The sequence below is a fragment of the Hyphomicrobium sp. DY-1 genome (genome assembly GCF_047497105.1).
Classification (GTDB): Bacteria; Pseudomonadota; Alphaproteobacteria; order Rhizobiales; family Hyphomicrobiaceae; genus Hyphomicrobium_B.
This window is the reverse complement of record NZ_CP134870.1, coordinates 1,497,680-1,521,896: the sequence shown is the minus strand read 5'-3', so window position 1 is coordinate 1,521,896 and position 24,217 is coordinate 1,497,680. Positions and strand designations below refer to the sequence as shown.

20 protein-coding genes are annotated in these 24,217 nt (G+C 60.8%); 11 read left to right on the top strand and 9 right to left on the bottom strand.

Annotated elements, in window-relative coordinates:
* Positions 1-6 precede the first annotated feature (6 nt).
* Positions 7-516: a DinB family protein gene (locus tag RLW41_RS07135; RefSeq protein WP_414464057.1), complete on the top strand. Its 510-nt coding sequence runs from the start codon at positions 7-9 to the stop codon at positions 514-516.
* On the opposite strand, the gene RLW41_RS07130 is transcribed toward RLW41_RS07135, so the two are convergent.
* The 4 genes from RLW41_RS07130 to purN form a co-directional block, all read right to left on the bottom strand.
* A complete protein-coding gene (locus RLW41_RS07130) occupies positions 513-1,826 on the bottom strand; it encodes a dicarboxylate/amino acid:cation symporter (RefSeq protein WP_414464056.1) in 1,314 nt (437 codons plus the stop codon). The two genes, RLW41_RS07135 and RLW41_RS07130, sit on opposite strands and share 4 nt — an antisense overlap.
* A gap of 242 nt (positions 1,827-2,068) precedes the next feature.
* Positions 2,069-2,266 (bottom strand): hypothetical protein, encoded by a 198-nt coding sequence (locus RLW41_RS07125; protein ID WP_013949728.1) that lies wholly within the window; start codon positions 2,264-2,266, stop codon positions 2,069-2,071.
* Between the two features lie 401 nt (positions 2,267-2,667).
* Positions 2,668-4,029 (bottom strand): cytochrome P450, encoded by a 1,362-nt coding sequence (locus RLW41_RS07120; RefSeq protein WP_409561197.1) that lies wholly within the window; start codon positions 4,027-4,029, stop codon positions 2,668-2,670.
* Positions 4,030-4,220: 191 nt separating this feature from the next.
* Positions 4,221-4,874, bottom strand: coding sequence for a phosphoribosylglycinamide formyltransferase (gene purN / locus RLW41_RS07115; protein WP_414464055.1), 654 nt, complete (start codon positions 4,872-4,874; stop codon positions 4,221-4,223).
* A gap of 230 nt (positions 4,875-5,104) precedes the next feature.
* Between purN and RLW41_RS07110 the strand changes: the two genes are divergently transcribed.
* Positions 5,105-6,412 (top strand): glycosyltransferase, encoded by a 1,308-nt coding sequence (locus tag RLW41_RS07110; RefSeq protein ID WP_414464054.1) that lies wholly within the window; start codon positions 5,105-5,107, stop codon positions 6,410-6,412.
* Positions 6,413-6,577: 165 nt separating this feature from the next.
* On the opposite strand, the gene RLW41_RS07105 is transcribed toward RLW41_RS07110, so the two are convergent.
* From RLW41_RS07105 to RLW41_RS07095, 3 genes are all read right to left on the bottom strand, one after another.
* A complete protein-coding gene (locus tag RLW41_RS07105) occupies positions 6,578-6,943 on the bottom strand; it encodes a hypothetical protein (RefSeq protein WP_414464053.1) in 366 nt (121 codons plus the stop codon).
* 68 nt (positions 6,944-7,011) lie between these two features.
* Positions 7,012-8,115 carry a glycosyltransferase family 4 protein gene (locus tag RLW41_RS07100; RefSeq protein WP_414464052.1) on the bottom strand — a complete coding sequence of 368 codons (1,104 nt, stop codon included), beginning with the start codon at positions 8,113-8,115 and terminating at the stop codon, positions 7,012-7,014.
* Positions 8,116-8,327: 212 nt separating this feature from the next.
* The gene (locus RLW41_RS07095) at positions 8,328-8,585 is read right to left on the bottom strand and encodes a hypothetical protein (RefSeq protein ID WP_414464051.1); all 258 of its coding nucleotides are present in this window, start codon (positions 8,583-8,585) and stop codon (positions 8,328-8,330) included.
* A 252-nt stretch (positions 8,586-8,837) separates the two neighbouring features.
* Between RLW41_RS07095 and RLW41_RS07090 the strand changes: the two genes are divergently transcribed.
* Positions 8,838-10,658, top strand: a complete 1,821-nt coding sequence (locus RLW41_RS07090) for a methanol/ethanol family PQQ-dependent dehydrogenase (RefSeq protein WP_414464050.1) — start codon at positions 8,838-8,840, stop codon at positions 10,656-10,658.
* A 38-nt stretch (positions 10,659-10,696) separates the two neighbouring features.
* On the opposite strand, the gene purM is transcribed toward RLW41_RS07090, so the two are convergent.
* Positions 10,697-11,833: a phosphoribosylformylglycinamidine cyclo-ligase gene (purM, locus tag RLW41_RS07085; RefSeq protein ID WP_414464049.1), complete on the bottom strand. Its 1,137-nt coding sequence runs from the start codon at positions 11,831-11,833 to the stop codon at positions 10,697-10,699.
* 240 nt (positions 11,834-12,073) lie between these two features.
* Between purM and RLW41_RS07080 the strand changes: the two genes are divergently transcribed.
* The 7 genes from RLW41_RS07080 to RLW41_RS07050 all read left to right on the top strand — a co-directional run bounded on the left by RLW41_RS07080 (position 12,074) and on the right by RLW41_RS07050 (position 20,618).
* On the top strand, positions 12,074-13,210 hold the full coding sequence (locus RLW41_RS07080) for a DUF2066 domain-containing protein (RefSeq protein ID WP_414464048.1): 1,137 nt from the start codon (positions 12,074-12,076) through the stop codon (positions 13,208-13,210).
* A 195-nt stretch (positions 13,211-13,405) separates the two neighbouring features.
* On the top strand, positions 13,406-13,960 hold the full coding sequence (locus RLW41_RS07075; protein WP_013949717.1) for a CDP-alcohol phosphatidyltransferase family protein: 555 nt from the start codon (positions 13,406-13,408) through the stop codon (positions 13,958-13,960).
* A 57-nt stretch (positions 13,961-14,017) separates the two neighbouring features.
* Complete coding sequence (locus tag RLW41_RS07070; protein ID WP_414464047.1) at positions 14,018-15,109, top strand: AI-2E family transporter; 1,092 nt, start codon at positions 14,018-14,020, stop codon at positions 15,107-15,109.
* A 3-nt stretch (positions 15,110-15,112) separates the two neighbouring features.
* The gene (locus RLW41_RS07065; RefSeq protein ID WP_409561187.1) at positions 15,113-15,787 is read left to right on the top strand and encodes a DnaA ATPase domain-containing protein; all 675 of its coding nucleotides are present in this window, start codon (positions 15,113-15,115) and stop codon (positions 15,785-15,787) included.
* 97 nt (positions 15,788-15,884) lie between these two features.
* Positions 15,885-18,053, top strand: a complete 2,169-nt coding sequence (locus tag RLW41_RS07060; protein WP_414464046.1) for an RNA degradosome polyphosphate kinase — start codon at positions 15,885-15,887, stop codon at positions 18,051-18,053.
* Between the two features lie 13 nt (positions 18,054-18,066).
* Positions 18,067-19,602: an exopolyphosphatase gene (locus RLW41_RS07055; protein WP_414464045.1), complete on the top strand. Its 1,536-nt coding sequence runs from the start codon at positions 18,067-18,069 to the stop codon at positions 19,600-19,602.
* 77 nt (positions 19,603-19,679) lie between these two features.
* Positions 19,680-20,618 carry a DnaJ C-terminal domain-containing protein gene (locus RLW41_RS07050; RefSeq protein ID WP_414464044.1) on the top strand — a complete coding sequence of 313 codons (939 nt, stop codon included), beginning with the start codon at positions 19,680-19,682 and terminating at the stop codon, positions 20,616-20,618.
* Positions 20,619-20,780: 162 nt separating this feature from the next.
* Here RLW41_RS07050 and rnd read toward each other — a convergent pair whose 3' ends face one another.
* The gene (rnd, locus tag RLW41_RS07045) at positions 20,781-21,935 is read right to left on the bottom strand and encodes a ribonuclease D (RefSeq protein WP_414464043.1); all 1,155 of its coding nucleotides are present in this window, start codon (positions 21,933-21,935) and stop codon (positions 20,781-20,783) included.
* Positions 21,936-22,214: 279 nt separating this feature from the next.
* Between rnd and aspS the strand changes: the two genes are divergently transcribed.
* Entirely contained in the window at positions 22,215-24,182 is a 1,968-nt protein-coding gene (gene aspS, locus RLW41_RS07040; protein WP_414464573.1) for an aspartate--tRNA ligase, read from the top strand.
* Positions 24,183-24,217: the final 35 nt, after the last annotated feature.

Genomic DNA, 24,217 nt, shown 5'->3' with positions numbered 1-24,217 from the left:
ATGGCGATGATTTCGCCGTCCTACCTCCGCACAATGGCCCGCTACAACAGTTGGCAGAACGCCAGCGTCTACCGGGCCTGCGAACAACTGACGGACGCCCAGCGGAAAGATAATCGCGGTGCGTTCTTCAGCTCGATCCACGCCACGCTGAACCATATTCTCTGGGCTGATCAGATGTGGCTGTCGCGGTTCGATGCAGCTTCGCCGCCAGCCAAGCCCGCTCTTTCCGATAGCACAACATTATTCGAGGACTGGGACGCTCTGAAAGCCGAGCGCCAGCGCTTCGACCGCGTCATTGAAGATTGGACCGATCGCTTCGAAGCATCCGGCTGTGAAGGCGATTTGACCTGGTATTCAGGTTCGGCCGGGCGCGAGATGACCCGTCCGAAAGCCCTGATCCTCATGCACATCTTCAATCACCAGACCCATCATCGCGGTCAGGTGAATGCGGTGCTGACAGGCTTCGGCATCAATCCCGGCGTGACGGATCTGCCGTTTTCGCCCGATTCCACCTAGACGGCGTCGGCGATAACGCCGCCGTTTCCGCCCAGTTCCCGCTCGAACGTCTCCTCATCGATCGCGCCTTCGGACTTGGCGATCACGATGGTCGCGATGCCATTGCCGATCAGGTTCATGAGCGCCCGGCCTTCCGACATGAAGCGGTCGATCCCGAGGATCAGCGCCAGTGACGCAACCGGAATATGCGATGTCGTGCTGAGCGTCGCGGCCAATGTGATGAAGCCCGATCCCGTAACGCCTGCAGCGCCTTTCGACGTGAGAAGCAATACGCCGAGGATCGACACCTCATGCCAGATCGTGAGCTCGGTGTTCGTCGCCTGTGCCAGGAAAATCGCGGCCATCGTCAGGTAAATGCAGGTGCCGTCGAGATTGAACGAATACCCGGTCGGTACGACAAGCCCGACCACGCTTTCCTCGCAGCCGGCCTTGCGCATCTTGGCAATGAGGCGCGGCAGGACGCTCTCCGACGATGACGTTCCCAGAACGATCAGCAACTCGTCCTTGATGTAGGCGAGATAGCGCAGGATCGAAAAGCCTGACAGCCGCGCGATTACGCCCAGCACGCCAAAGAGAAAAATCAGACACGTTAGATAGAAGGCGAACATCAGAAAGGCGAGGCTCGACAGCTTGTCGATGCCGTATCGCCCGACCGTGAAGGCCATCGCTCCGAACGCACCAATGGGTGCCAGCTTCATGATGAAGCCGACCATCTTGAACAGCACGTCGCCGATCTGTGCGACCAGATCAAGCATGGGTTTGCCGCGCGGCCCAAGCGATTGCAGCCCGAACGCAAAGAGCATGGCGACCAGCAAAACCTGCAGGATATTGCCGTCGACGAAGCCGCTGAGAAACGTGTTCGGAATGATGTCGAGAATGAAGCCGACCGCCGACTCTTCCTTCGATTTCGCAACGAAGCTTGCGACGGCCTTCGCATCGAGCGACGCGATATCGACGTTCATGCCGGCACCGGGCTTCAGAACGTTGACGACGACCAGACCGATGACGAGCGCCAGCGTCGTGAGGACCTCGAAGTAGATGAGGGCTTTAATGCCGACCCGTCCGACCTTTTTCAGGTCGCCCATCGACGCGATGCCGTGCACGACCGTAACGAAGATGATCGGCCCGATCAGCATCTTGATGAGTTTGACGAAGCCGTCGCCCAGCGGCTTCATGGCCTCGCCTGCGGACGGATAGAGATGCCCAAGACCAACGCCCAGAGCGATCGCCGTCAGGACCTGGAAGTAGAGATGGGTATAGAACGGCTTCCCTCGTGGCTCCGCGAGAATGGTTTCGTGGTCTTGATGCATGAGGGATGTGCGCGCCTTGTTCGATTGAGTGGCGGCACACTAACGATGACATTCCGGGCGCGATAGTTTCCGGCCGCAGGAATTTCTCGTTCGATGGTTGAATGCGAAAGCCGGTGGCAAAGGCAAATGTGGAATTCGCCGCGAGGGTCGCGCCGAATGCGGCGGAACTGACCCTCGTGGCGCTTCGTCCGGTTGCCAAAGATGCACACCGACGCATCCGCAGGCCGGACGGTGGACGGCGCTCAGGCGGCCGCGACCCAACTTCCCGCGACGAACCCGAAGGCAACGGCATCGGGGTTGCGGCGTGCAGTTTCTATCAATTTCTCGGGCGCTTCCACGTCTAGCGCAACCGCGACGTTCTTTTCTTTCGATCTGCGCGGTTTTGCACCCGTCAACAAGAAGACGGGCTTGCCAAGTACGACGGTTCTCACGGACTCCATGGTGAGGGCCTCCTGGAGTTTGGAACGTAGGCGTTTCGGCTGTGTCTGGACGACACGGGGGGCAGTGACATCCAGAATGTGCTATTAATTCATTAACGTGCAGAGACTATGACAGCATTAACCAGTGCAGGAAACCCGGCACTCTCGCGTATGCGAGCCGCTCTACAACTCGAATTTGCACTTTCCTGAGCACTTTGCGGGCGTAAAAGCCTGTATCGCGGCGCGATATTGCCTGTGGAAAACATTGCGAATGGTATTCACGAACAAGGAATCAAATTGAGTAACGCGATGTTACGCGCACGACTTGAGTGCAAATCCGGCTGAAAAGTTCTGAAAAAGAAATGGCCGGGACGATTTCCCGGCCATTCTGCATCTCAACGTCAATTCGCTGGCAACAAGCGTCAGCTCAGCTCGTGGATTTTGAATTTCAAGCCGCCCTTCGGCGTCAGCGTCACCGTCGCGTTGAGCCCAGCCGGATCCTTGCCGACATACTCGGGCCGGAAGCGACGCAGAAGACGCGACAGCGCCAGCGTGTTCTCGACTTGGCTCATCGCGCCGCCGATGCACGAACGCTTGCCGGCACCGAACGGCAGATAGCTGTACTTCACCTGCTTCTTGGCGTTGCCCGCCATCCAGCGCTCAGGCTGGAAGGATTCGGGTTCGGGCCAGAATTTCGGATTGTGGTGCGCGCCGTAGCTGAAGATCGACACGCGGTCACCTGGGTTGATCTTCACGCCGCCGATTTCGTCTTCGGCCGCTGCGATGCGGATGAGGCTCCAGACCGGCGGATAGATGCGCATCGTTTCCTGGATGACAGCGCGCGTATAGGCGAGGCCGGAATAATCCGCCGCCGTCGGTTCGCGATCGCCGTAGACCTGCTCGCCTTCGCGACGAATCCGTTCGGCCATTTCCGGCCGCCGCGATGTCTCGTAAAGCGCCCACGCCAGCGTCAAAGCCGTCGTCTCGGTGCCGGCCCACAGATACTGTTTCAGCTCGTCGATGGCCTGCTGCTGGTCGAATTCCGGAACGGAAGGATCGGCAACCGTCTCCTCGATCATCTTCAGCAGCGTCCGCTCGCGCATTTCGCGCGGATCGGCGCCCATGACGGCCGGGGGCACGCTCGCCCACACTTCCATCGCCTTTGCGGGATCTTCGTCGGTCAACTCGAAGACCTCACCCGCCTGTTTGCGCAGACGAATGTCACGATGGTTCATGACGTCGGTATAGGTCTTCACGCACTTGAACACGACGTGCGGATTGAACGGCATATCGCGGTCAAACAGCGCCTTGCAGATCATGTCCGCAGCAAGAGTCCACGTCTGTTCGACCATCTCGACCGTCTCGCCGCTTTTCGCAAGGTCGGCCCAGAGCGCCATCTTCGTATCGATCGCGCGCAGGAAGTACGGAATGTACTCGGCGAACATGTCGGGGTGGAACGCGGGCTGCTGCGGCATCCGGATCTTCTGCCAGAGCGCACCGTCGTTCGTGATCATCGACTTGCCGAAGATCGGCTTCAGGCCGTCGAAGTATTTGATGTAGTTGTCGGCTTTAGTGACCAGCACGTGCTTGAAATATTCGGGCTCTGAAATAAGCACGACACGTTGATTGGCCATATTGACCGGCAGGACAGGACCGTAACGGTCCATCATCTGCATGAGGATGCGCATCGGGTTATCCGGATCGCCGCGCAGTAGCGGCGTCAGGTTGAACCAGATGCTAGATTCGTCGCCGAGACCCAGGGTGTGGCTGGGGGTCGTTTCCATAGGCATTCTCCATTCGGGACCGGAGGAGCGGTGCGCGTATCAGCCTTGCGGGCGCTTCGTGCGCCCATAGGGCTCGCGCTGCACTTCGGTCGCCGGATCTCCCTCTCCGGAAGCCATAGAAATACCACGGTTTGGGGGGTGCCTGTCCATGCGACGGCCAGTGCAAGGTAACCAGCAAATGACGCTGTGGATCAGATCACTGGAGAGTACAGAGGGTTTGTTTGGCTAACTTCCGAAGATATAACAATTTTCTCCCCTTCGCAGCATACCTGCCCTGCGGCGACAAGTCTTAACGCTGCCGGGTAAACTCGGTGTTCCACTTTGAGGATCTTGGCCGCGAGTGTCTCCGCGGTATCACTCGATAGGACTGGAACTGCCGCCTGCGCGATGATTGGACCGGCATCCATCTCCGGCCGGACATAATGAACCGTGCAGCCCGCGATCTTCACGCCAGCCGCAATCGCCTGCTCGTGCGTGTGCAGGCCCTTGAAGCTCGGCAGCAGCGACGGATGGATGTTGATCATCCGATTCTGCCAATGCGCGACGAATTCGGGCGTCATCAGCCGCATGAAGCCCGCAAGCGCGACAAGCTCGACATGGTGCGTATCAAGCGCCGACTGGAGCGCCCGCTCGAACGCCGCGCGCGACCCGTAGCCCTTGTGGTCGATGATGACCGTCGGCAGCCCCTGCTCCACTGCCCACGCGACACCCGCGGCATCAGGCCGGTTCGAAGCGACAAGCACGATCTCGGCCGGATAGTCGGGGGCGCGTGCAGCGGCCACCAGCGACTGCATGTTCGAGCCGCGGCCGGAGATCAAAATGGCGGTGCGTTTCTTGGTGCTCATGGCCGCCCGGAATAGCAGAGCAGGCTTCGGTGCGCGAGTGCATCTGAGGTGAGACATGAACGCCACGAGCCGCAGGGTTTGTTAGCCATGGTTGACGACCGTTGTTGCAGCAGGGTGTCACCTTACGCATTCTGAAAGGGATCGGGGGCCACGATCGCAGAAATGGGCGACTGATACGTCAGCGGCGCTTCTGCCGCGCGGCGGTCAGTTATCTGCAAAATCGGGTCGAAATGGCACGCCGGATTTCATTGCTTACCGTTGGAACGCTGGGCGACGTCGGGCCGATGGTTGCCCTCGGCTTGGCGCTCAAAGAGGCTGGCTACGAAGTCAGCGTCGCAGCTCCCGAAGACTTCATGGACTACGTCCGCAGCAAGGGGCTCGAAGCGCGCCGCTGCGGCACGGATTTTTCGAAGTTCATGAAAGAGGGCGAGATGGCGGAGATCGCCGGCGCCCATACGCTCGTCACGGTCAAGAAATGGCTGAGCCCCGGCCCCGACATGCGATCGCTGTTCGAGAGCATCCTTCTCGATTCCGTCGCGGCCACGGCGGATGCCGATGCCATGATCTTCCATCCCGTCATCTCGGTCGCCGGTGAAATCGCCGAAGCACGAAACATCCCCGCCGTCATGGCCGGTCTCGGCTCCGTTTCGCCGTCGGCCGAAAACCTGTTGTCGGTCATTCCCGGAACCGGCATCCCAGCCTGGAACCGGTACGGCTACAAGACGCTCGGACTGCAGCGGCTGGCCTATCGGCGTGTCATCGGCGAGATCCGCAAGTCGCTGGGCCTTGGCCGGTCGTTCTGGATGAAGCATCCCCATCGCGTCCACGGCAAGCGTGCATCCGTCCTCTACCCCGTCAGCCCCGTTCTGCAGCCGCGCGCGAGCACGGAAGGCGACGAGATCTACTTCACAGGTTACTGGTTCCGCGATGAGGCGGCGAATTGGCGTCCATCCGGCAAGCTCGCGGAGTTTCTGGCCGCCGGACCGCGTCCGATCTACGTCGGCTTCGGCAGCATGCCCGCGCTTGGCCTTGAACGCACCGAGATGATCTTGCGCGCCTGCGAGGCGGCCGGACAGCGTGTGATCCTCGGCAAGGGGCGCGGCGAGTTCGATCGCGTGCCATTGTCCGCCAACTTCCATCTGATCGACCAGTTCGTGCCGCACGATAAACTGTTCCGCGAAGTCGGCGCCGTCATCCATCATGGCGGCCTCGGCACGACGACGTCGGCCTTGCGTGCCGGACGTCCAAGCTTCGTCGGTCCCTTCATGATGGATCAAAAATACTGGGGCCATCGGATCTTCCAGCTCGGCGCCGGGCCGGACCAGCTCCCGATCCAGGACTGGACGCTTGAGGCGCTGACAGCCCGCATCCGCGACGTGGCGACCAATCCATCATATGCGCTGAGGGCCGCCGAGATCGGCCGAGCCATGGAGCAGGAAGACGGCGCCGCCAACGCCGTCGAGATTATCAAGAAGCTCCTCGGCGGGCCGGCAGGCGACGCCGCGCACACCGGCGCTTCGCAGGTCGTCGCCGCTTAAAGTGCGCAACGAAGACGTCAACGGATAAATGCGAGATCGCCCGCAATCGGCAGTGAACTTCGTTTTCGATGCGCACCGCGATGACGCCATGTTAGCGCAACAGTCAGGCCAAATTCTCCTCGTATAGGCGCGAGCGTCAAAGAACGAGGAGAAAACATGCTCAGCTCAAGGATCATCCTGGCTGCTATCATCATCGCAGGAACTGCCGGGACCGCCACATCTCAGACCATTCGGCTGGATGATCGCGGCTTCAGCTTCCGCTTCGGCAAGGACGATCGCCGCGGCGATGTCGAAGGCAAACGGGCGAGTTGCGAAGTCTATGCCCGCATCGCGCAGGTTCAGGCTGATGCCAATATCCGCTATCGTTGTGGTTTCCGCGGTCCGCAATGGGATACTGATACCCGCAACCATTTTCGCTGGTGCAGATGGGCTCGGCGCGCCGACTTGGCACGCGATCAGCTCTTCCGGTCTCAGGGACTTCAGGATTGCTTCAATCGTCTGGGCGACTTTGACGACCGTCGCTGATCGCACGGCACATCAGGATAACGGAAGGCCGGAGCATTGCTCCGGCTTTTTTGTTTGCACCGCGCGAGAAACGATCAGCTGATCGGGCGCGCCGTCGCCCGCGGCTTGATATGTAGGTGTTTCGCCGCGTGTGCTTTGACAAGACGCTTGCCAAGCCCTGCTGCCCGTCGCGCCTGATAGATGTTGGCGAGGAAAAGATTGGCGACGCGCGACCAGTCGTGCTGCATGGCCTGCACGCGTACCTGATCGCGTTCGAGCTTCAACGCCGCAAGTGCCGCCGCCCGCAGGTCTTCATCGAGGCAGCCGGTCACGCCGGGCGTCACGACGTCGATCGGCCCGGTCACCGGATAGGCCGCAACGCCGAGGCCTGAAGCCATGGCTTCGAGCAGCACCAGGCCGAACGTGTCGGTGCGGCTCGGAAACACGAACACGTCGGCGTTTGAATATTCCTGCGCCAGGTCTTCGCCCGTCTTAGCGCCCTTGAAGACGACATCGGGATACCGGCTCCGCAGAAGTCCGAGGATCGGCCCGTCACCGACAACGACCTTTCGGCCCGGCAGATCGAGATTGAGGAACGCCTCGACATTCTTTTCGCGCGAGACGCGGCCGACGTAGAGAAACGTCGGTCCGGCTTCGGCGGCGGCGTCATCAGCGTCGCCCATTTTCGCGCGCGGCTTGAATTGCGCAGTATCGACGCCGCGCGACCACAGCATCAGCCGCCGGAACCCGCGTCCCGACAATTCCGTCTTCAGCGATCGCGTTGCGACGAACATGCCGATGCCGGGCCGGTGAAACCAACGCTGAAACGCGTAGCTGATCCACGCCGGCAGGCCGGTGTAGGCCTCGATGTATTCCGGAAACCGCGTATGGAACGACGTCGTGAAGCGAATGCCCTTGCGCAGGCAGACGCCGCGCGTAGCAAGCCCGATCGGCCCTTCCGTCGCGATATGCACGTGATCGTAATTGCCCTCTTTCAGCAGCGCGGCAACCTGAGACCGCCGCGCCAGCGCCAACCGGATCTCGCGATAGCCGGGACACGGCAGCGTCGCGAAATCCAACGGCGATAGGATCGTGACCATGTGGCCCGCGGCTTCAAGCTCGCGCTTCAGGTTCTCGTAGGTACGCACCACACCGTTGACCTGCGGCTTCCAGGCGTCGGTGGCGATGAATATTCGCATCACGCTACCTCGATGTTGGGGCGCCGCGCCGATGACAGACAGGAAGCGGCGCGATCCGCAAGGTCGCCGGGCGGGCCAGAGAGCATGACGAGAAGCAGGTCCGAATCTATCTAGCGGCGTATTTTAATCCGCTTCTGACCTCAGCATTTTTCGATTGTGTGACAGTTGGCGGGAATTGCACGAACAATCTGCAATTTAACCTCTACGAAGCCTCAAGACTTGCATCGTGCAACGTCAGTCGCGCTGAGCTGGGCGATCCGGCGCCACGTCATATAGGCGCGGATATCGGTAAACTGCCCGTCGGCGAGACGGGCGATCGGCGGCGCGTCCTCATCCCGATGGATGATCTCGGCCATGATCCAGCGGTCGGAAAATTGCTCGTCCGCCAGCCCGTCGAATGCCGGACGCGGCACGCGATATTTGATCTCGATGATTTCGCCCACAGCGAGGTCTGAGGTACGGCCAGCCATGTGGGTGCTCCTGTATAGTTTACGGAGCGGCGTGAGTAGACGCGGAATTTTTCAGTTCCGTGGCAGTTCGCTGACCGCCGGATTGCAAGTCGTTAATGCGCGACGCGAGTAACAGCGCAATTCCGGGATTTTCCCCGTCGGCGCTTCAGCTTGCCGCGTTTTCATCTCTGGCCGACAAAAGTCTGGTACGCCCGGGTCTTGGGTCCTGATATGCCGGGCCCGAGACCAAGCCGGATCTCGGGAGGAATTGGAATGACGAAGTGTTTGGGCCTCGTGGCCGTCTTGGCGGCATTGGGCTTCGCGACCCAGGCGTCAGCGAACCAGGATGTCCAAACGCTCGCCAGCGATCCCGCCAACTGGGCGATCCAATCGGGAGACTACAGCGGCCACCGCTATTCGAAGCTCGATCAGATCAACGCCTCGAACGTCGGCGACCTTCGCGTCGCGTGGACGTTCTCGACCGGCGTGTTGCGCGGCCACGAAGGCGGCCCGTTGGTCATCGGCGATGTCATGTACCTCGTGACGCCGTTTCCGAACGTCGTGATGGCGCTCGACCTCGCGCATGAGCAGAAGATTCTCTGGAAGTACCAGCCCAAGCAGGACCCGTTCGCCGCTGCCGTGATGTGTTGCGACACGGTCGACCGCGGCGTGCAGTATGCCGAGGGCAAAATCCTCGTGCATACGGCCGATACTTCGCTCATCGCGCTTGACGCCAAGACCGGCATGGAAATCTGGAAGGTCAAGGAAGACGATCCGAAGAATGGCGCGTCAGGAACCGGTGCGCCGCTCGTCGTGAAAGACAAGGTGATCGTCGGTGTCTCGGGCGGCGAGTTTGGCGTCCGCTGCTACATCACCGCCTACGATTTGAATTCCGGCCATCGCGTCTGGCGCGCCTATTCGATGGGACCGGACGCCGACATGCTGATCGACCCCGACAAAACGACATCGCTCGGCAAGCCGGTCGGCAAGGATTCCTCGCTCAAGACTTGGAACGGCGACCAGTGGAAGATCGGCGGCGGACCGGTCTGGGGCTACATGGCCTACGATCCGGCTCTCAATCTGATTTACTACGGCTCCGGCAATCCTTCGACATGGAACCCAGTGCAGCGCGCAGGGCCCGGAGGTAAGCGCATCGACCAGAAATGGTCGCAGACGATTTTCGCCCGTGACGCCGACACCGGCATCGCCAAGTGGGTCTATCAGATGACCCCGTTCGATGAGTGGGACTATGACGGCGTCAATGAACCTATCTTGACCGACCTCGATATTGATGGCGTCAAGCGCAAGGCGCTGACCCACTTCGACCGTAACGGCTTCAGCTACACGTTGGATCGCGTCACCGGTGAGCTGCTCGTCGCAGAAAAATTCGAGCCGGACGTCAATTGGGCGACGAAGGTCGTGACGGACAAGAACGATTCACAATACGGACGCCCGCTCATCAATAAAAAGTTCTCGCCCTTCGAGACGGGAACGGACGATGTGACGAAAGGCATTTGCCCGTCGTCGATGGGCGCGAAGAACCAGCAGCCCGCCGCCTATTCACCGCTGACGAACCTGTTCTACGTTCCGGTGACGCGCCTCTGCATGGATATGGAAGCCTTCAAGGTGTCGTATCAGGTCGGCCAACCGTACGTCGGCGCGACGTTGACGATGTTTCCCGCGCCCGGCGCCAACGGCGACACTGGCGCCTTCATCGCCTGGGACGGCGCCAAAGGCAAAACCGTGTGGTCGAAGCCGGAACGCTTCGCCGTGTGGTCGGGCGCTCTGACAACTGCCGGCGGCATCGTCTTTTACGGCACGCTCGAAGGCTATCTGAAAGCGGTGGACCAGAAGACCGGCAAGGAACTTTTCAAGTTCAAGACGCCGTCCGGCATCGTCGGCAATCCGATGACCTACATGCACGACGGCAAGCAATATGTCGCCGTCCTCTCAGGCGTCGGTGGATGGGCGGGCATCGGCCTCGCCGCCGGATTGACCGATCCGGAAGACGGTTCCGGCGCAGTCGGCGGCTTTGCTTCTCTATCGAGCTATACAGGTCTCGGCGGCACACTGACGGTGTTCGCGCTGCCGTGAAAGGCGGCTCAAGCCTCGGCGATCCATCGGCTCCACGATCAGGAAAACCGCAGCTTGCCGTCGTACTTCACGGCCCAGGCTTCGCCCTTACCTTTGGCTTCCGATTTTTCACCCGTCGGCGGAATAACGTCGCCGATGACGACAGGCTCTTCACCCGCCGATGTCAGCGCCGCGATCACATCGTCGGCGCGCGCCTTCGACACGATTGCGATCATGCCGATGCCGCAGTTGAACGTGCGCAGCAGCTCCGCGTCCGGAATGTTGCCCGTCTTCGCCAGCCATTCGAACACCGCCGGCGCTGTGAATGACGACAGGTCGATCCGCGCCGCAACGTCCTTCGGCATGACCCGTGGCACGTTCTCCGAAAGTCCGCCGCCGGTGATGTGCGACAGCGCCTTGATCGCGCCCTTCAAGCCCGAGCCGCCCGTCACCCGGATCGCATTGATGAGCGGTTTGACGTAGATCCGCGTCGGCGTCAGCAGCGCTTCCGACAACGTCTCGTTTTGCGAATGGGCAAACGGCGCGGGCGCGTCCCAGTCGAGCTTGGCGTGTTCGACGAGCTTGCGCACGAGGCTGTAGCCGTTCGAATGCACGCCCGACGATTTAAGGCCGATTAGAATATCGCCGACGCCGACATCGGCGCGGGGCAGAATTTCGTCGCGTTCGACCGCACCGACCGAGAACCCTGCGAGATCATAGTCGCCGCCTTTGTAGACGCCGGGCATCTCCGCCGTCTCACCACCGATCAGCGCGCATCCGGCAAGCCGGCAACCTTCCGCTATTCCCGCGATGACATCGCGCGCGACGTTCACGTCGAGCTTCCCGACCGCGAAATAATCGAGAAAGAAAAGCGGCTCGGCACCCTGCACGACGAGATCGTTCACGCACATCGCGACGAGGTCGATGCCGATGGTCGCGTGCCGTCCCGTGTCGATCGCGATCTTGAGCTTCGTACCGACGCCGTCGTTTGCAGCGACCAGGATCGGATCGCGAAAGCCGGTGCGCTTCAGATCGAAGAGGCCGCCGAACCCGCCGAGGTCAACGTCGGCGCCCGGACGGCTTGTGGCCTTCGCCAGCGGTTTGATAGCTGCGACAAGCGCATTTCCTGCGTCAATATCGACACCCGCGTCGGCGTAGGTGATGGGTTTTTGCGAATTTTCGTCAGCCGCGGACATCAATCCTCGTGGTCGTTTGGAATGCCGGATGCAACAGGGTGAGCGGTCGTGCAAGCATCGCAGCGGGGAAAGGTTCGGTTAAACTCACTTTTGCCCCATTGCCAACCCGTCATGGGGGTCGTAGCAGCGACTGGACCTGAGAGCAAACGAAGCACTGATCTCTGGGTTCCACGGGATGTCGCAGCGCTGGTCTTGCCGGCTTGAGTGGCCCTGCAACACGACAAATATGGGGGATTAACGGTGCTTGCGAGCCGCTGCCTCGCCATTGCTGTTCTGATTTCGTCCGTTCTGGCAGGCTTTGATGTCGCGCCTGCCCGCGCCAATGCCGACGCGCCGTACACGGTCGGGAACTACCCTGTCGAGGCGACGGCCGCCAATGCGGTTGCCGCCAAGGAGCAGGCTATGAGCGAGGGCCAGCAGGCCGCGTTTCGCTCGCTGTTGAAGCGCTTGGTTCCTGTAACCGCGTATAAGCAGTTGGATCGGCTCCGCGACGTGAAGGCAGGCGATCTCATCTCAGGCATTTCGGTGCGTTCGGAACGCAATTCCTCGACGACCTACTATGCCGGCCTCGATTTCTCGTTTCAGCCGGACGGCGTGCGTTCACTTCTGACGCAGCAGGGTATCCCCTTCGTCGATCAGCAGGCCCCGCCGGTGACGGTCGTAACGGTGCTCTTGCAGGGCACCCCGCCAACGGCGAGCAACGACAGAGGCCTGTGGCACCGCGCTTGGTCGAGCCTCGATCTCACGCACACAATTACGCCTGTCGTCATGAAGGATTTAAAGCCCTCGATCCAGACCGACACGATAACCGCGCTGATGTCCGGCCAGGACAGCGCGCTGCAGAAGCTCAAAGCCGAGTACGGTGAGGGCCTAGTCGTTCTCGCCATTGCCGAGCCGGACATGGCGGCCAAGCGGCTCAACGTAACGATCGCGGGCAGTGACGCCGTCGGCGGACTTTTGTTGAAGCGGGTGTATCGCATTAACGACGGTGATCTCGATTACGCCTCGCAGTTGGCGGCTGTCATCTCGCTCGGCATCTTGGAAGGACGCTGGAAGGCGGTCAAAGCCGGCGTCCTCGACACGGCCGCTGCGCCGCCTTCGAATATGCCTGTCTGGGCCGCCTCGACGACCGGCAGCGGAGAAGACGTGAGGTTGACCGTGGTCTTCGGCAATTCCGATCAGTGGGACGAGATGCGTGGGCAACTTCTCGATACGCCCGGCGTCGATGCCCTGAATATCGGGTCTGTGTCGGACCGAAGCGCCGACGTGTCACTTAAATATCCCGGCGGCGCTGCAAGTCTTGCGAACGCGCTGGGCGCTCGTGGGTTAAGCCTCGCCAACACATCCTCCGGTTGGGTTCTTCGCCCAAGTTATTGAAAAGCATAGAAAATATAAAACTCTGACCTGCCGCAGATCGCGTCGTCACCCGCCAAACGATGCGTGTTCCTCCCTTTTGTTTTACCGCACTGCAAAGGAGGTTGTTCTCGACGAGACAAACGTCGAGAGGGTAGGTTCGCGCCGCCCGGATATCGAGACGGCCGGGTTGCAGGGAGAGACGGGGACAATAACGGCGTGAGCATTCCAAATTTAATTACGCTCGGTCGGGTTATCCTCGTACCTGTGGTCTTCTGGCTTTTGCTGACCGGCGAGCTGCAAGCGGCATTTCTGGCATTCGTCGTCGCCGGTATTTCCGATGCGGTCGATGGCTTCTTGGCCAAGCGCTTTAATTGGGAAACCGAGCTTGGCGCTTATCTCGATCCGCTAGCGGATAAATTGCTGATCGTCTGCATCTTCGTGGCGCTGGGCGTGACGGGCCGCCTGCCATCGTGGCTCGTGATCCTGGTCGTATCGCGCGACGTGCTGATCGTCATCGCCGTCGTCCTGTCTTGGCTTCTCGACCACCCGACGCCGATGAAGCCACTCGCCATCAGCAAGATGAACACTGTTGCTCAAATCGTGCTAGCCGGAACCGTGCTTGCCGATGAAGCGTTCGGTCTGAGGCTGAAAGGGCCGGTACAACTACTAACCCTGCTCGCCGCCGCCACCACGGTTGCCTCCCTCGTTGCTTATTTGCGCGTCTGGCTGCGGCACATGACGGTATACGAAACTCCCGGCTCGAAAAGCTGAGCATTTAAGGCCATGCTGTTTCGGGGTGCTTCGGCAATTGGGTGAGGATCGGGACCTATGCATTTTGAGCGGCACGCGCTGTTCTGGACGGCGACGGCGTTGCTGTTTGCCTATATCGTGCAGCTCATCGCTCCGGCATTGCTGCCGTTCGCCATCGGTCTGACGCTCGCCTACTTTCTGAGTCCCGTCGTCGATGCGATGGGCCGCATCGGTATTCCGCGCTGGATCGCGACGATCCTGCTGCTCGCGTTTTCGACTTTGCTGATCATTTTAGCGCTTGTCTTCGTCGTCCCCATTCTCTTTCAGCAGGCAGCGGGTTTCATCGAGTCTGCGCCAGGAGCAATAGACCGCCTGAAGTCACTGATTGAGACCACTGCGCGCGACCATCTCGGACCCCGCTATCCTGAGGCTGAGGCAACGGTTCGCAACGCTCTGGACAGCCTCAGCAAGGCCGTTCCATCATTGCTCGCAAGTTTTGCGGGAAGCATCTGGACTCAAGGCACCGCCGCATACAACTTTTTTACGGTCGTCCTCATCACGCCGGTGGTGTTCTTCTATGTGTTGCTCGACTGGCCCAGCATCGTCGCGAAAATCGATTCCTGGCTGCCCCGCGACGGAGCCGATGAGATTCGTGGACTCGCCACTGAAATCGATTCACGCATCTCGGCTTTCATCCGCGGCCAAGGCGTCGTTTGCATTCTGCTCGCAATCTACTACGCGGGCGCCTACAGCGTGGCTGGACTGAATTACGGCCTTCTCGTCGGCGTGGCGACAGGGCTCGCGTCCTTCATTCCTGTATTCGGATGGTCGATTGGCGCAATAACGGCCATGCTGCTTGCGATAGTTCAGTATTGGCCCGAGTTCACGCCCATCCTGGTCGTCGTCGGCATCCTACTCGTCGGACAGGCGCTCGAGTCTGCGATCCTGAGTCCCTACATCATCGGCTCCGAAGTCGGGCTTCATCCTGTCTGGGTAATTTTTGCGCTGTTGACCTTCAGCTATCTGTTCGGATTTTTAGGTCTTCTCGTTGCCGTGCCGGTTTCCGCCGCAATCGGCGTGCTCGTACGTTTCGCGCTCCGAAAGTATCTCGACTCCTCTGTCTATCAGGGAGAGGTCGAAGCGGCGCCAAAGGATCCGCAGCAACCCTAATCCATGACCACGACGCCACAGCAGCTTGTCTTTGAACTTCCGCACCGCGCGGCAATGGGACTTGAAGATTTTCTCGTCTCAGAGTCGAACGCGGCCGCGGTGAGCCTTGTCGATCGTTGGCCCGATTGGCCCATCGGCGCGGCGGTCATCGCGGGGGCCAAGGGCAGCGGGAAAACCCATCTTGCGAACGTCTGGCTGACGCGCGCCGGCGCGACGGCGGTCGAGGCGTCCCAGATCTCGCGCGAAACCGTTCCCAAGGTTGCGGCAGCCGGCGCGGTTCTGATTGAGGACATCCAGAACGCCGCTGACGAAGCTGCGCTGTTTCACCTCTTGAACCTTGTGCGCGAGCAGCGGCTGCAGATCCTGCTGACGACGGATACTGCGCCGGGCGATCTCTCGATCACCCTGCCGGACTTCCGCTCCCGTCTGAAAGCTCTGCCGCTCGCGACCATCGATCCGCCGGACGATGCGCTGTTGCGCGCCGTCCTCGTCAAGCTCTTCGCCGACCGGCAGTTGAGCGTCGAGCCGCAACTCGTCGATTACGTGCTCGTTCGCATGGAGCGATCGATGCTGGCGGCAGAACGGTTCGTGTCGGCGGCTGACCGCCGGGCGCTCGCCCTGCAGCGGCGGCTGACGCGCGCGATTGCCGCTGCCACGCTCGACGCACTGGGCTATTGAATCAGCTTAAGAATCGGCTGTCACCCACCCATTCGTCATTTGGGTGTAAACCTACTATATGGATTTCTTGAACCGGATTTCGGAGCATTTCCCCATCATGGCGACCGTGAAAAGCAGAAGCAGCAAGGCAAACGTTCCAGACGTGCCCGAGGGGCCGGACCGCTTCTACAATCGCGAGCTGTCGTGGCTCCAGTTCAATCGCCGTGTTCTTGAAGAAGCGGGCAATCGGCAGCACCCGCTTCTCGAACGGTTGCGCTTCCTATCGATCGCCGCTGCCAACCTCGATGAATTCTACATGGTGCGCGCGGCCGGCGTGTATGGCCAGATCCGCGCCGGTGTCACGACGCTGTCACAAGACGGTATGACGCCGATGCAGCAGCTCGCCGCCATCAATAAGTTTGTAACAGGCCTCGTTGCCGACGAGCAGTTGAATTGGCGAACCATCAAAGACGAGCTTAGCGCAGCCGGGCTGCATGTTCTTCAGCCGAAAGATTTGACGGATGGCGAACGCGCCTGGTTGGAAAAGCTCTTTCTGAGTCACATCTTTCCGATCCTGACGCCCATCGCCGCCGATCCTGCGCATCCGTTTCCGTTCATCCTCAACAAGGCCATGACAATCGCGGTGGAAATGGTGCGCCCGGTCGACGGCAAGACCATGAACGGCCTGATCCCCATTCCCGGTCAGCTCGAACGTTTCATTCGTCTCGAAACACATCCCGACAAGCCGCACGACGTGCGTTTCATTCAGCTCGAAAACGTCATCGGCATGCATTTGTCTGAACTGTTCTCAGGCTTCGAAATCAAGAGCCAGGGCACGTTCCGCGTGCTGCGCGACAGCGATATCGAATTCCAAGAAGAAGCCGAAGACCTTGTCCGATCCTACGAAAGCCAGTTGAAGCGCCGCCGCCGCGGCAACGTCATCCGGCTCGAGATCGATTCACGCATGCCGGAAAAGCTTCGCAAGTTCGTCATCGATGAACTCGAAGTGCGCGATGAAAGCGTTTTCGTGAAGGAAGGTATTCTGGCGCTCGCCGATACCACCCAGCTCATTGTGTCCGACCGACCGGAATTGCTGTTCAAGCCGTTCACGATCCGCTTTCCCGAACGCATTCGCGAATTTTCCGGCGACTGTTTCGCTGCGATCCGCAACAAGGACATCCTCGTTCATCATCCCTACGAAAGCTTCGACGTCGTCGTGCAGTACCTGCGCCAGGCCGTTGCCGATCCGAACGTCATGGCGATCAAATGGACGCTCTATCGCACCTCGCGCGACAGCCCGATCATTCAGGCGCTGAAGGAAGCCGTGGAAGCCGGTAAGTCGGTAACGGCCGTTGTTGAGCTCAAGGCGCGCTTTGACGAAGCGGCGAACATCCGCTGGGCGCGCGATCTCGAAAGTGCAGGCGTCCACGTCGTCTACGGCTTCACGGAATTGAAGACCCACGCCAAGCTCGGCTTCGTTGTCCGCCGCGAAGGTACCGACCTCACGACCTACTGCCACATCGGCACCGGCAACTACCATCCGCAAACGGCGCGTGTGTATACGGATCTTTCCCTCTTCACGACCGACCCGATGGTCGCACGCGATGTCACGCGCATTCTGAACTTCGTCACGGGCTACGGTGAGCCTGTGGAACTAGAATGCATGGCCGCGAGCCCGCACGGCATTCGCAACCGCATCATGACGCACATTGCCGAAGAGATCAGGAATGCGAAGGCGGGCAAACCGTCCGGCATCTGGTGGAAAATGAACGCGCTCGTCGATCAGCAGATCATTTCTTCCCTTTATGATGCCAGCAACGCCGGTGTGCCGATCGATCTCGTCGTGCGCGGCATTTGCTGCCTGCGTCCGGGGATTCCGGGGCTATCGAGCAACATCCGCGTAAAAAGCATCGTCGGACGGTTCCTCGAGCACTCGCGCATTTATTGTTTTGCCAATGGAGAGGCCTTGCCTTCCCCCAAGGCCGCCGTCTACATCAGCTCCGCCGATATGATGCCTCGAAATCTTGACCGGCGCGTCGAAGCCTTGGCGCCGATTAAAAATCCGACAGTCCACGAGCAAGTGCTGAACCAGATCATGGTTGCGAACCTGAAAGACAACCAGCAGAGCTGGCGGATCAATTCCGACGGCAGCGCGACTCGGATGGAACCGGGTCCGGGGGAGGAAGCCTTCAATGCCCATAAGTACTTCATGACCAATCCTTCGCTTTCGGGCCGCGGACAGTCTCTGAAAGAGAGCTTCCCGCAACGTTTCCGCCAGCCTGGTTAGGCCCGGAGCTTGAATGACACGGTGGAAAGAAATCTCGGGCGCGAATGAGCGCACCGCAGAAATGGAGCCTATCGCCGTTGTCGACATCGGCTCCAACTCCGTGCGCCTTGTCGTCTATGAAGGCGCGGTGCGAGCACCGACGCCGGTCTTCAACGAAAAGATCCTTTGCGGTCTCGGGCGCTCGGTCGCAACGACCGGCAGTCTCGCGGCCGATGCCGTCGAACGCGCCATCGCGGCCCTGTCGCGCTTCCGCGTGATCGCGCATATCCTAAGCGTCAAGAACATCATGGTGATCGCCACCGCGGCCGTTCGCGACGCTCAGAATGGCCATGACTTCATCACCCGCGGCGAAAAGGCGATCGGCGCGAAGATCGAAGTCCTCTCCGGCGAAACGGAAGCCCGCCTCGCCGCCCAGGGCATCATGATGGGTTTCATCGATGCCGACGGCGTCGCGGGCGATCTGGGCGGCGGCAGCCTCGAATTGATCGATCTGGAGCAGGATCGCCTCAAGGAAGCCGCGACCTTGCCGCTCGGCGGTCTGCGCTTGATCGACACCACCGGCAACAAGATCGAACGCGCGACCGATATCATCGACAATGCGCTGGCAAGTTTGCCCTGGCTCAGAAACGGCACGGGGCGCACGTTCTATGCCGTCGGCGGCACGTGGCGCGCGCTCGCGAAAATGCAGATGGACCGTGTCGATTATCCGTTGCGCGTCATGCAGGGTTATCGGTTGACCACGCGCGAAGCGCTCGACCTGTGCGAGCAGTTCCGCAAGGTCAAGAAGCCGCTCGATCTGCCCGGCATCACCGGCGTCGCCCGGGCCCGCCGCGAAGTCCTGCCGTTCGGTGCTCTCGTGCTGGAGCGCCTGTTGCGGCAGATGGAGCCGCGCCAAGTCGTATTCTCCGTGTTCGGTATCCGTGAGGGCTTGATCTACGGACTTCTGCCGCCCTACGAGAAAGCACGCGATCCGCTGATCAGTTTCTGTGAGGATTACGCCGCGCTCCGCTCCCGTTCGGTCGAGCACGCTTACGAGCTTTGCGCCTGGACCGACCAACTCTTCTCCGATCCAACCCTCGAAGAAACGGCTGATGAACGACGCCTGAGACACGCAGCCTGTCTGTTGTCGGATGCCGGCTGGCGGGCCCATCCCGACTATCGTGGCGAGCAGAGCATCAACACCATCGCCCATGCCGGTCTGGGCGGCGTGGACCACCAGGGGCGGATATTTCTGGCCCTCTCGGTTTTTCACCGCCACGAGACATCCGAGGATAGCAGCGCTGGGCTTTCCGACCGGCTGCGCAGTCTTGTTAGTAAACGCGTGCAGCGCCGCGCCCGGATTCTTGGCGCGGCGATCCGGGCTGCCCATATGCTCTCGATCGGCATGGCGGGCGTCATCGACCAGACGCCCCTCAGCTTTGAAGACGGCGCGCTTGTCCTGACCCTGCCCCCGGTTTATGCGGCCCTGGACGGGGAAAGGCTGCGGCGGCGATTCGGAGCACTCGCCGAATTGGTCGGCAAGCGGGCGGAAATCCGATTTAGCGGTTGAGAGGCAGTACGCCTCGCTTGCGTCGCAACAATTTCTGATAATCTCGGATTAAAGTTCGCAGGATGAAGACAGCCTCCATGGCGGAAGATCTTTACGATATTCTCGGCGTATCGCGCGGGGCGTCAGAGGATGAAATACGCAGTGCATTTCGCAAGCTCGCGAAAGCCAGCCATCCTGACGTCAATCCCGGCAATGCTGGCGCGGCCGAGCGCTTCAAGAAAATCACCGCCGCGAACGACATCCTGAGCGATCCGGAAAAGCGCCGCCAGTACGATGCGGGCGAAATCGACGCCAAAGGCGATCCACGCCGCCCGCAATGGAGCCGGGCCGGAGCCGGTGCCGGGCGTCACAGCCCGTTCGGCGCCCGCGGTTTCGAGGGCCGGGCAGGGGCGGGTGGCGGTTTCGATGACTTCAGCTTCTCCGACATTTTTTCAGACGTCTTCGGCGCCGCCGGCACACGCGCCCGCCGCGATGCGCAGGGAGCGGCTCCCCGCGGCAACGATGTCCGCTATTCGCTAGAGGTCGATTTTCTCGACGCAGTTCAAGGCACCAAGAAGCGCGTCACGCTGCCTGACGGCGGCACGCTGGATCTCAACGTTCCCGAAGGCGTGGTCGACGGCCAGGTTCTGCGGCTCAAAGGTAAGGGTGCGCCCGGTGCCATCGGTGGCGAGGCTGGCGACGCTCTGGTCGAAATCAAGGTTCGCCCGCATCCCGATTTCCGCCGCGAGGGTGATGATCTGCTGCTTGAGCTGCCGATCACGATCGACGAAGCGGTTCTCGGCGGCCGTGTCGAAGTTCCGACGGCCACGGGCCGCGTGCAGTTGACGCTTCCCAAGGGCACGAGTTCCGGTAAGACGTTTCGCCTGAAGGGCAAGGGGGCGCGCGGCAAGAACGGCCACGTCGGCGATCAGCTCGTCACCGTCAAGATTGTCATGCCATCCGAGATCGACGACAGCCTCTCATACTTCTTCTCCGAATGGCGCCAGACCCACAGCTACGATCCGGGCCGGAAGTAGCCAGTCCTTATCGTCATCCCGGCGGAGGCCGGGATCCAGTAAAACTGCAATATCTGTCCTGTCGAGGCTTGTCTGGGTGCCGACCTTCGTCGGCATGACGGTGGCGTGTGTCCACGATTGGCGGCCGTACGGAATGCGAGTCGCCAATCGCGATTACAAACTCTACCTTGCAGCAGGTACCGCGCGCACTTCGCCGTTGACGAGGGTCAGCGCAAGCTCGCCGCGCTTAAGCTTAAGCGCAGCATCCCCGAACAGCGTCCGCCGCCAACCCTGCAGGGCCAGAATGTCGGCTTCATCTGACGTCGCGAGCTGTTCGAGATCATCGCTGTCGGCGATGATGCGCGGCGCCACGCCATGCTCGGCAGCGGCCGCCTTCAGCAGTACCTTTAAAAGCTCCAGCGTCGCGCTCGCTTCGGCCGAAAGCGCTTCGTTGCGCTCGATCTTCGGCAGCGTCTTCGGATCGCGCGCCAGACCCACCTTCACGACATCGATGATTTCCTTCGCCCGCTGCGAGCGCGCAAAACCGTCCGAAAGCGTACGCAATTGGCCAAGCGCATCGGCGCTGGCAGGCAACTGATTGGCGATATCGTAAAGCGCATCGTCGCGCAGCACGCGGCCGCGCGGCACATCGAGCTGTTGCGCCATCCGTTCGCGCCACGCCGCAAGCTCGATCAGCACGGCGAGCGACTTGCGCCCCTTCACGCGCAGCTTCAGCCGCTGCCAGGCATTTTCCGGTTTCGCATCGTAGGTGGAAGGGCTGATGAGCACTTCCATCTCTTCCTGCAGCCACGGCGTCCGGCCGGTCTTCTCCAGCATCTGCTTGAGACGCACATAAACGTCACGCAGGTGCGTGACGTCGGCGAGCGCATAGTCGAGCTGCTTGTCGGACAGGGGCCGGCGGCTCCAGTCCGTGAAGCGGGAACTTTTGTCGAGATCGACGCCCGTCGTCTTCTTGACGAGGTTCACATAGCTGATGCTGTCGCCGTAGCCGCACACCATCGCGGCGACCTGACTGTCGAACACCGGCGTCGGCACGACCTGCGACTTCAGATAGACGATTTCGATATCCTGCCGCGCGGCGTGAAACACTTTCACGACCGACTCGTTCGCCATCAAATTATAGAATGGCGTCAGGTCGATGCCGGGGCTCAACGGGTCGACGACCGCCTCGGCTTCCGGCCCCGCGAGCTGGATAAGGCACAGCAATGGCCAGAACGTCTGCTCGCGCAGAAATTCGGTGTCAACGGCAACATATTCACTTTTCGCCAGCACATCGCAGAGTGCCGACAGTTCGGACGTGGTCGTGATCATTCGCATCAGGGCAACGCCTATAGCGCATGGATTTGTTGTTGTCGCCATCAGCTTGGTCGCGGCGTGAACAGGCTTTTGGACGCCGGCGGCCTCTAAGGGTGGTCCGGAAATCCCCAGTATGAAATCCCTGGATTTACCGGGCCCGCACGCCCGAATATCCGTGCGGAGGGGCGGCCGGAAACTCTGTCGGGCGGTAACCTTGACTTTCCGCCGCCCACATGCGCTTTTCCGCGGCGATTTTCACCCACATGACCAAAGGGTTTTCCGGCCATGGCCGAGGCTAAGCTGCATCGTTATCGCTCGCACACCTGCGGCGCGCTCCGGAAGAGCGACGTCGGCTCCGACGTACGTCTTTCGGGCTGGGTGCACCGCGTGCGCGATCACGGCGGCGTTCTGTTTATTGACCTGCGCGATCATTACGGCCTGACCCAGGTGGTGGCCGATCCCGACAGCCCGGCGTTCAAGGTGGCCGAAACCCTGCGTTCAGAGTGGGTCGTCCGCGTCGACGGCAAGGTCCGCGACCGGCCGGAAGGCACCACAAACGCCGAACTGCCGACCGGCGAGGTCGAGCTTTACGCCACTGAAATCGAAGTGCTTTCCGCGGCGAAAGAGCTTCCCGTCCCGGTCTTCGGCGAGCCCGATTACCCGGAAGACCTGCGCCTGCAATATCGCTTCCTCGATCTGCGCCGCGAGACGCTGCACGGCATCATCATGAAGCGGCTCGACATCACGCGCTCGATTCGCCGCCGCATGCATGACGTAGGCTTCAACGAATTCCCGACGCCGATCCTGACCGCATCGAGCCCCGAAGGCGCGCGCGACTTCCTCGTGCCGAGCCGCATCCATCCGGGCAAGTTCTACGCGCTGCCGCAGGCCCCGCAGCAGTACAAGCAACTTTTGATGGTCTCGGGCTTCGACCGCTACTTCCAGATCGCGCCCTGTTTCCGCGACGAAGACCCGCGCGCCGACCGGCTGCCCGGCGAGTTCTACCAGCTTGACGTCGAGATGAGCTTCGTCGAGCAGGAAGACGTGTTCCAGACGATGGAGCCAGTCATCACGGGGCTGTTCGAGGAATTCGCCAACGGCAAGCCGGTCACGAAAGGCTGGCCGCGCATTCCTTACGATACGGCCATCGCCAAGTACGGCTCCGACAAGCCGGACCTGCGCAACCCGATCGAGATGGCCGATGTCACCGAACACTTCCGTGGCTCGGGCTTCAAAGTCTTTGCGGGCATGCTTGAGAAGGATCCGAAAGCACGCATCTGGGCGATCCCCGCGCCGACCGGCGGCAGCCGCGCGTTCTGCGACCGCATGAACTCCTGGGCGCAGGCCGAAGGCCAGCCGGGCCTAGGCTACATCTTCTGGCGTGACCCGATCGCCGATGAAATTCGCGAGAAGATTGCGAACTGTCAGCAACTAGCTGACCAATTTAATTCGCGCAGGCAACCCGGAAAAGCTGCCGAGATGCTTGAGTCTATGAAACAGGCTGAAGCTGATCTGCTGCAACATCAAGTCAAAGTCAAATTAGCGCCAAGCGCGTTCTTGGAGGCTGCTGGTCCTATCGCGAAGGCAATCGGAGCGGAAAGAACTTTAAATATCCAGACACAATTTGGCCTTGGCGGGCGCGACGCTGTCTTCTTCGTCGGTGGCAACCCGGCGAACTTCTACAAGTTTGCAGGCGCCGCGCGTGATCGCGCTGGTCATGAATTGAAACTGATCGACGAGAACCGCTTCGCGCTCGCCTGGATCGTCGACTTCCCGTTCTACGAATGGAACGAGGAAGACAAGAAGATCGACTTCTCGCACAACCCGTTCTCGATGCCGAAGGGTGGACGCGAAGCGTTGGAAGCTGCCGAGAAGTCCGGCCGCGATGCGCTTCTCGCGCTCAAGGCGAACCAGTACGACATCGTCTGCAACGGCTACGAGATTGCCTCGGGCTCGGTCCGTAACCATGTCCCCGAGACGATGGTGAAAGCGTTCGAGATCACCGGGCTTTCGAAGGCCGATGTCGAGGCGCGCTTCGGTGGTCTCTACCGCGCGTTCCAATACGGCGCGCCGCCGCACGGCGGCATGGCGGCAGGCATCGAACGTATCGTCATGCTGTTGACAGGCGGCAAGACAGTCCGTGAGGTCGCGCTTTTCCCGATGAACCAGCAGGCGGCTGATCTTCTGATGGGCGCGCCGAGCGAAGCCTCGCCCAAGCAACTGCGCGAACTCTCCATCCGTGTCGTCACGCCGGAAAAGAAGGGCTAGAGCTCTTTGTCATCCTCGGCTTTGCACCGAGGATG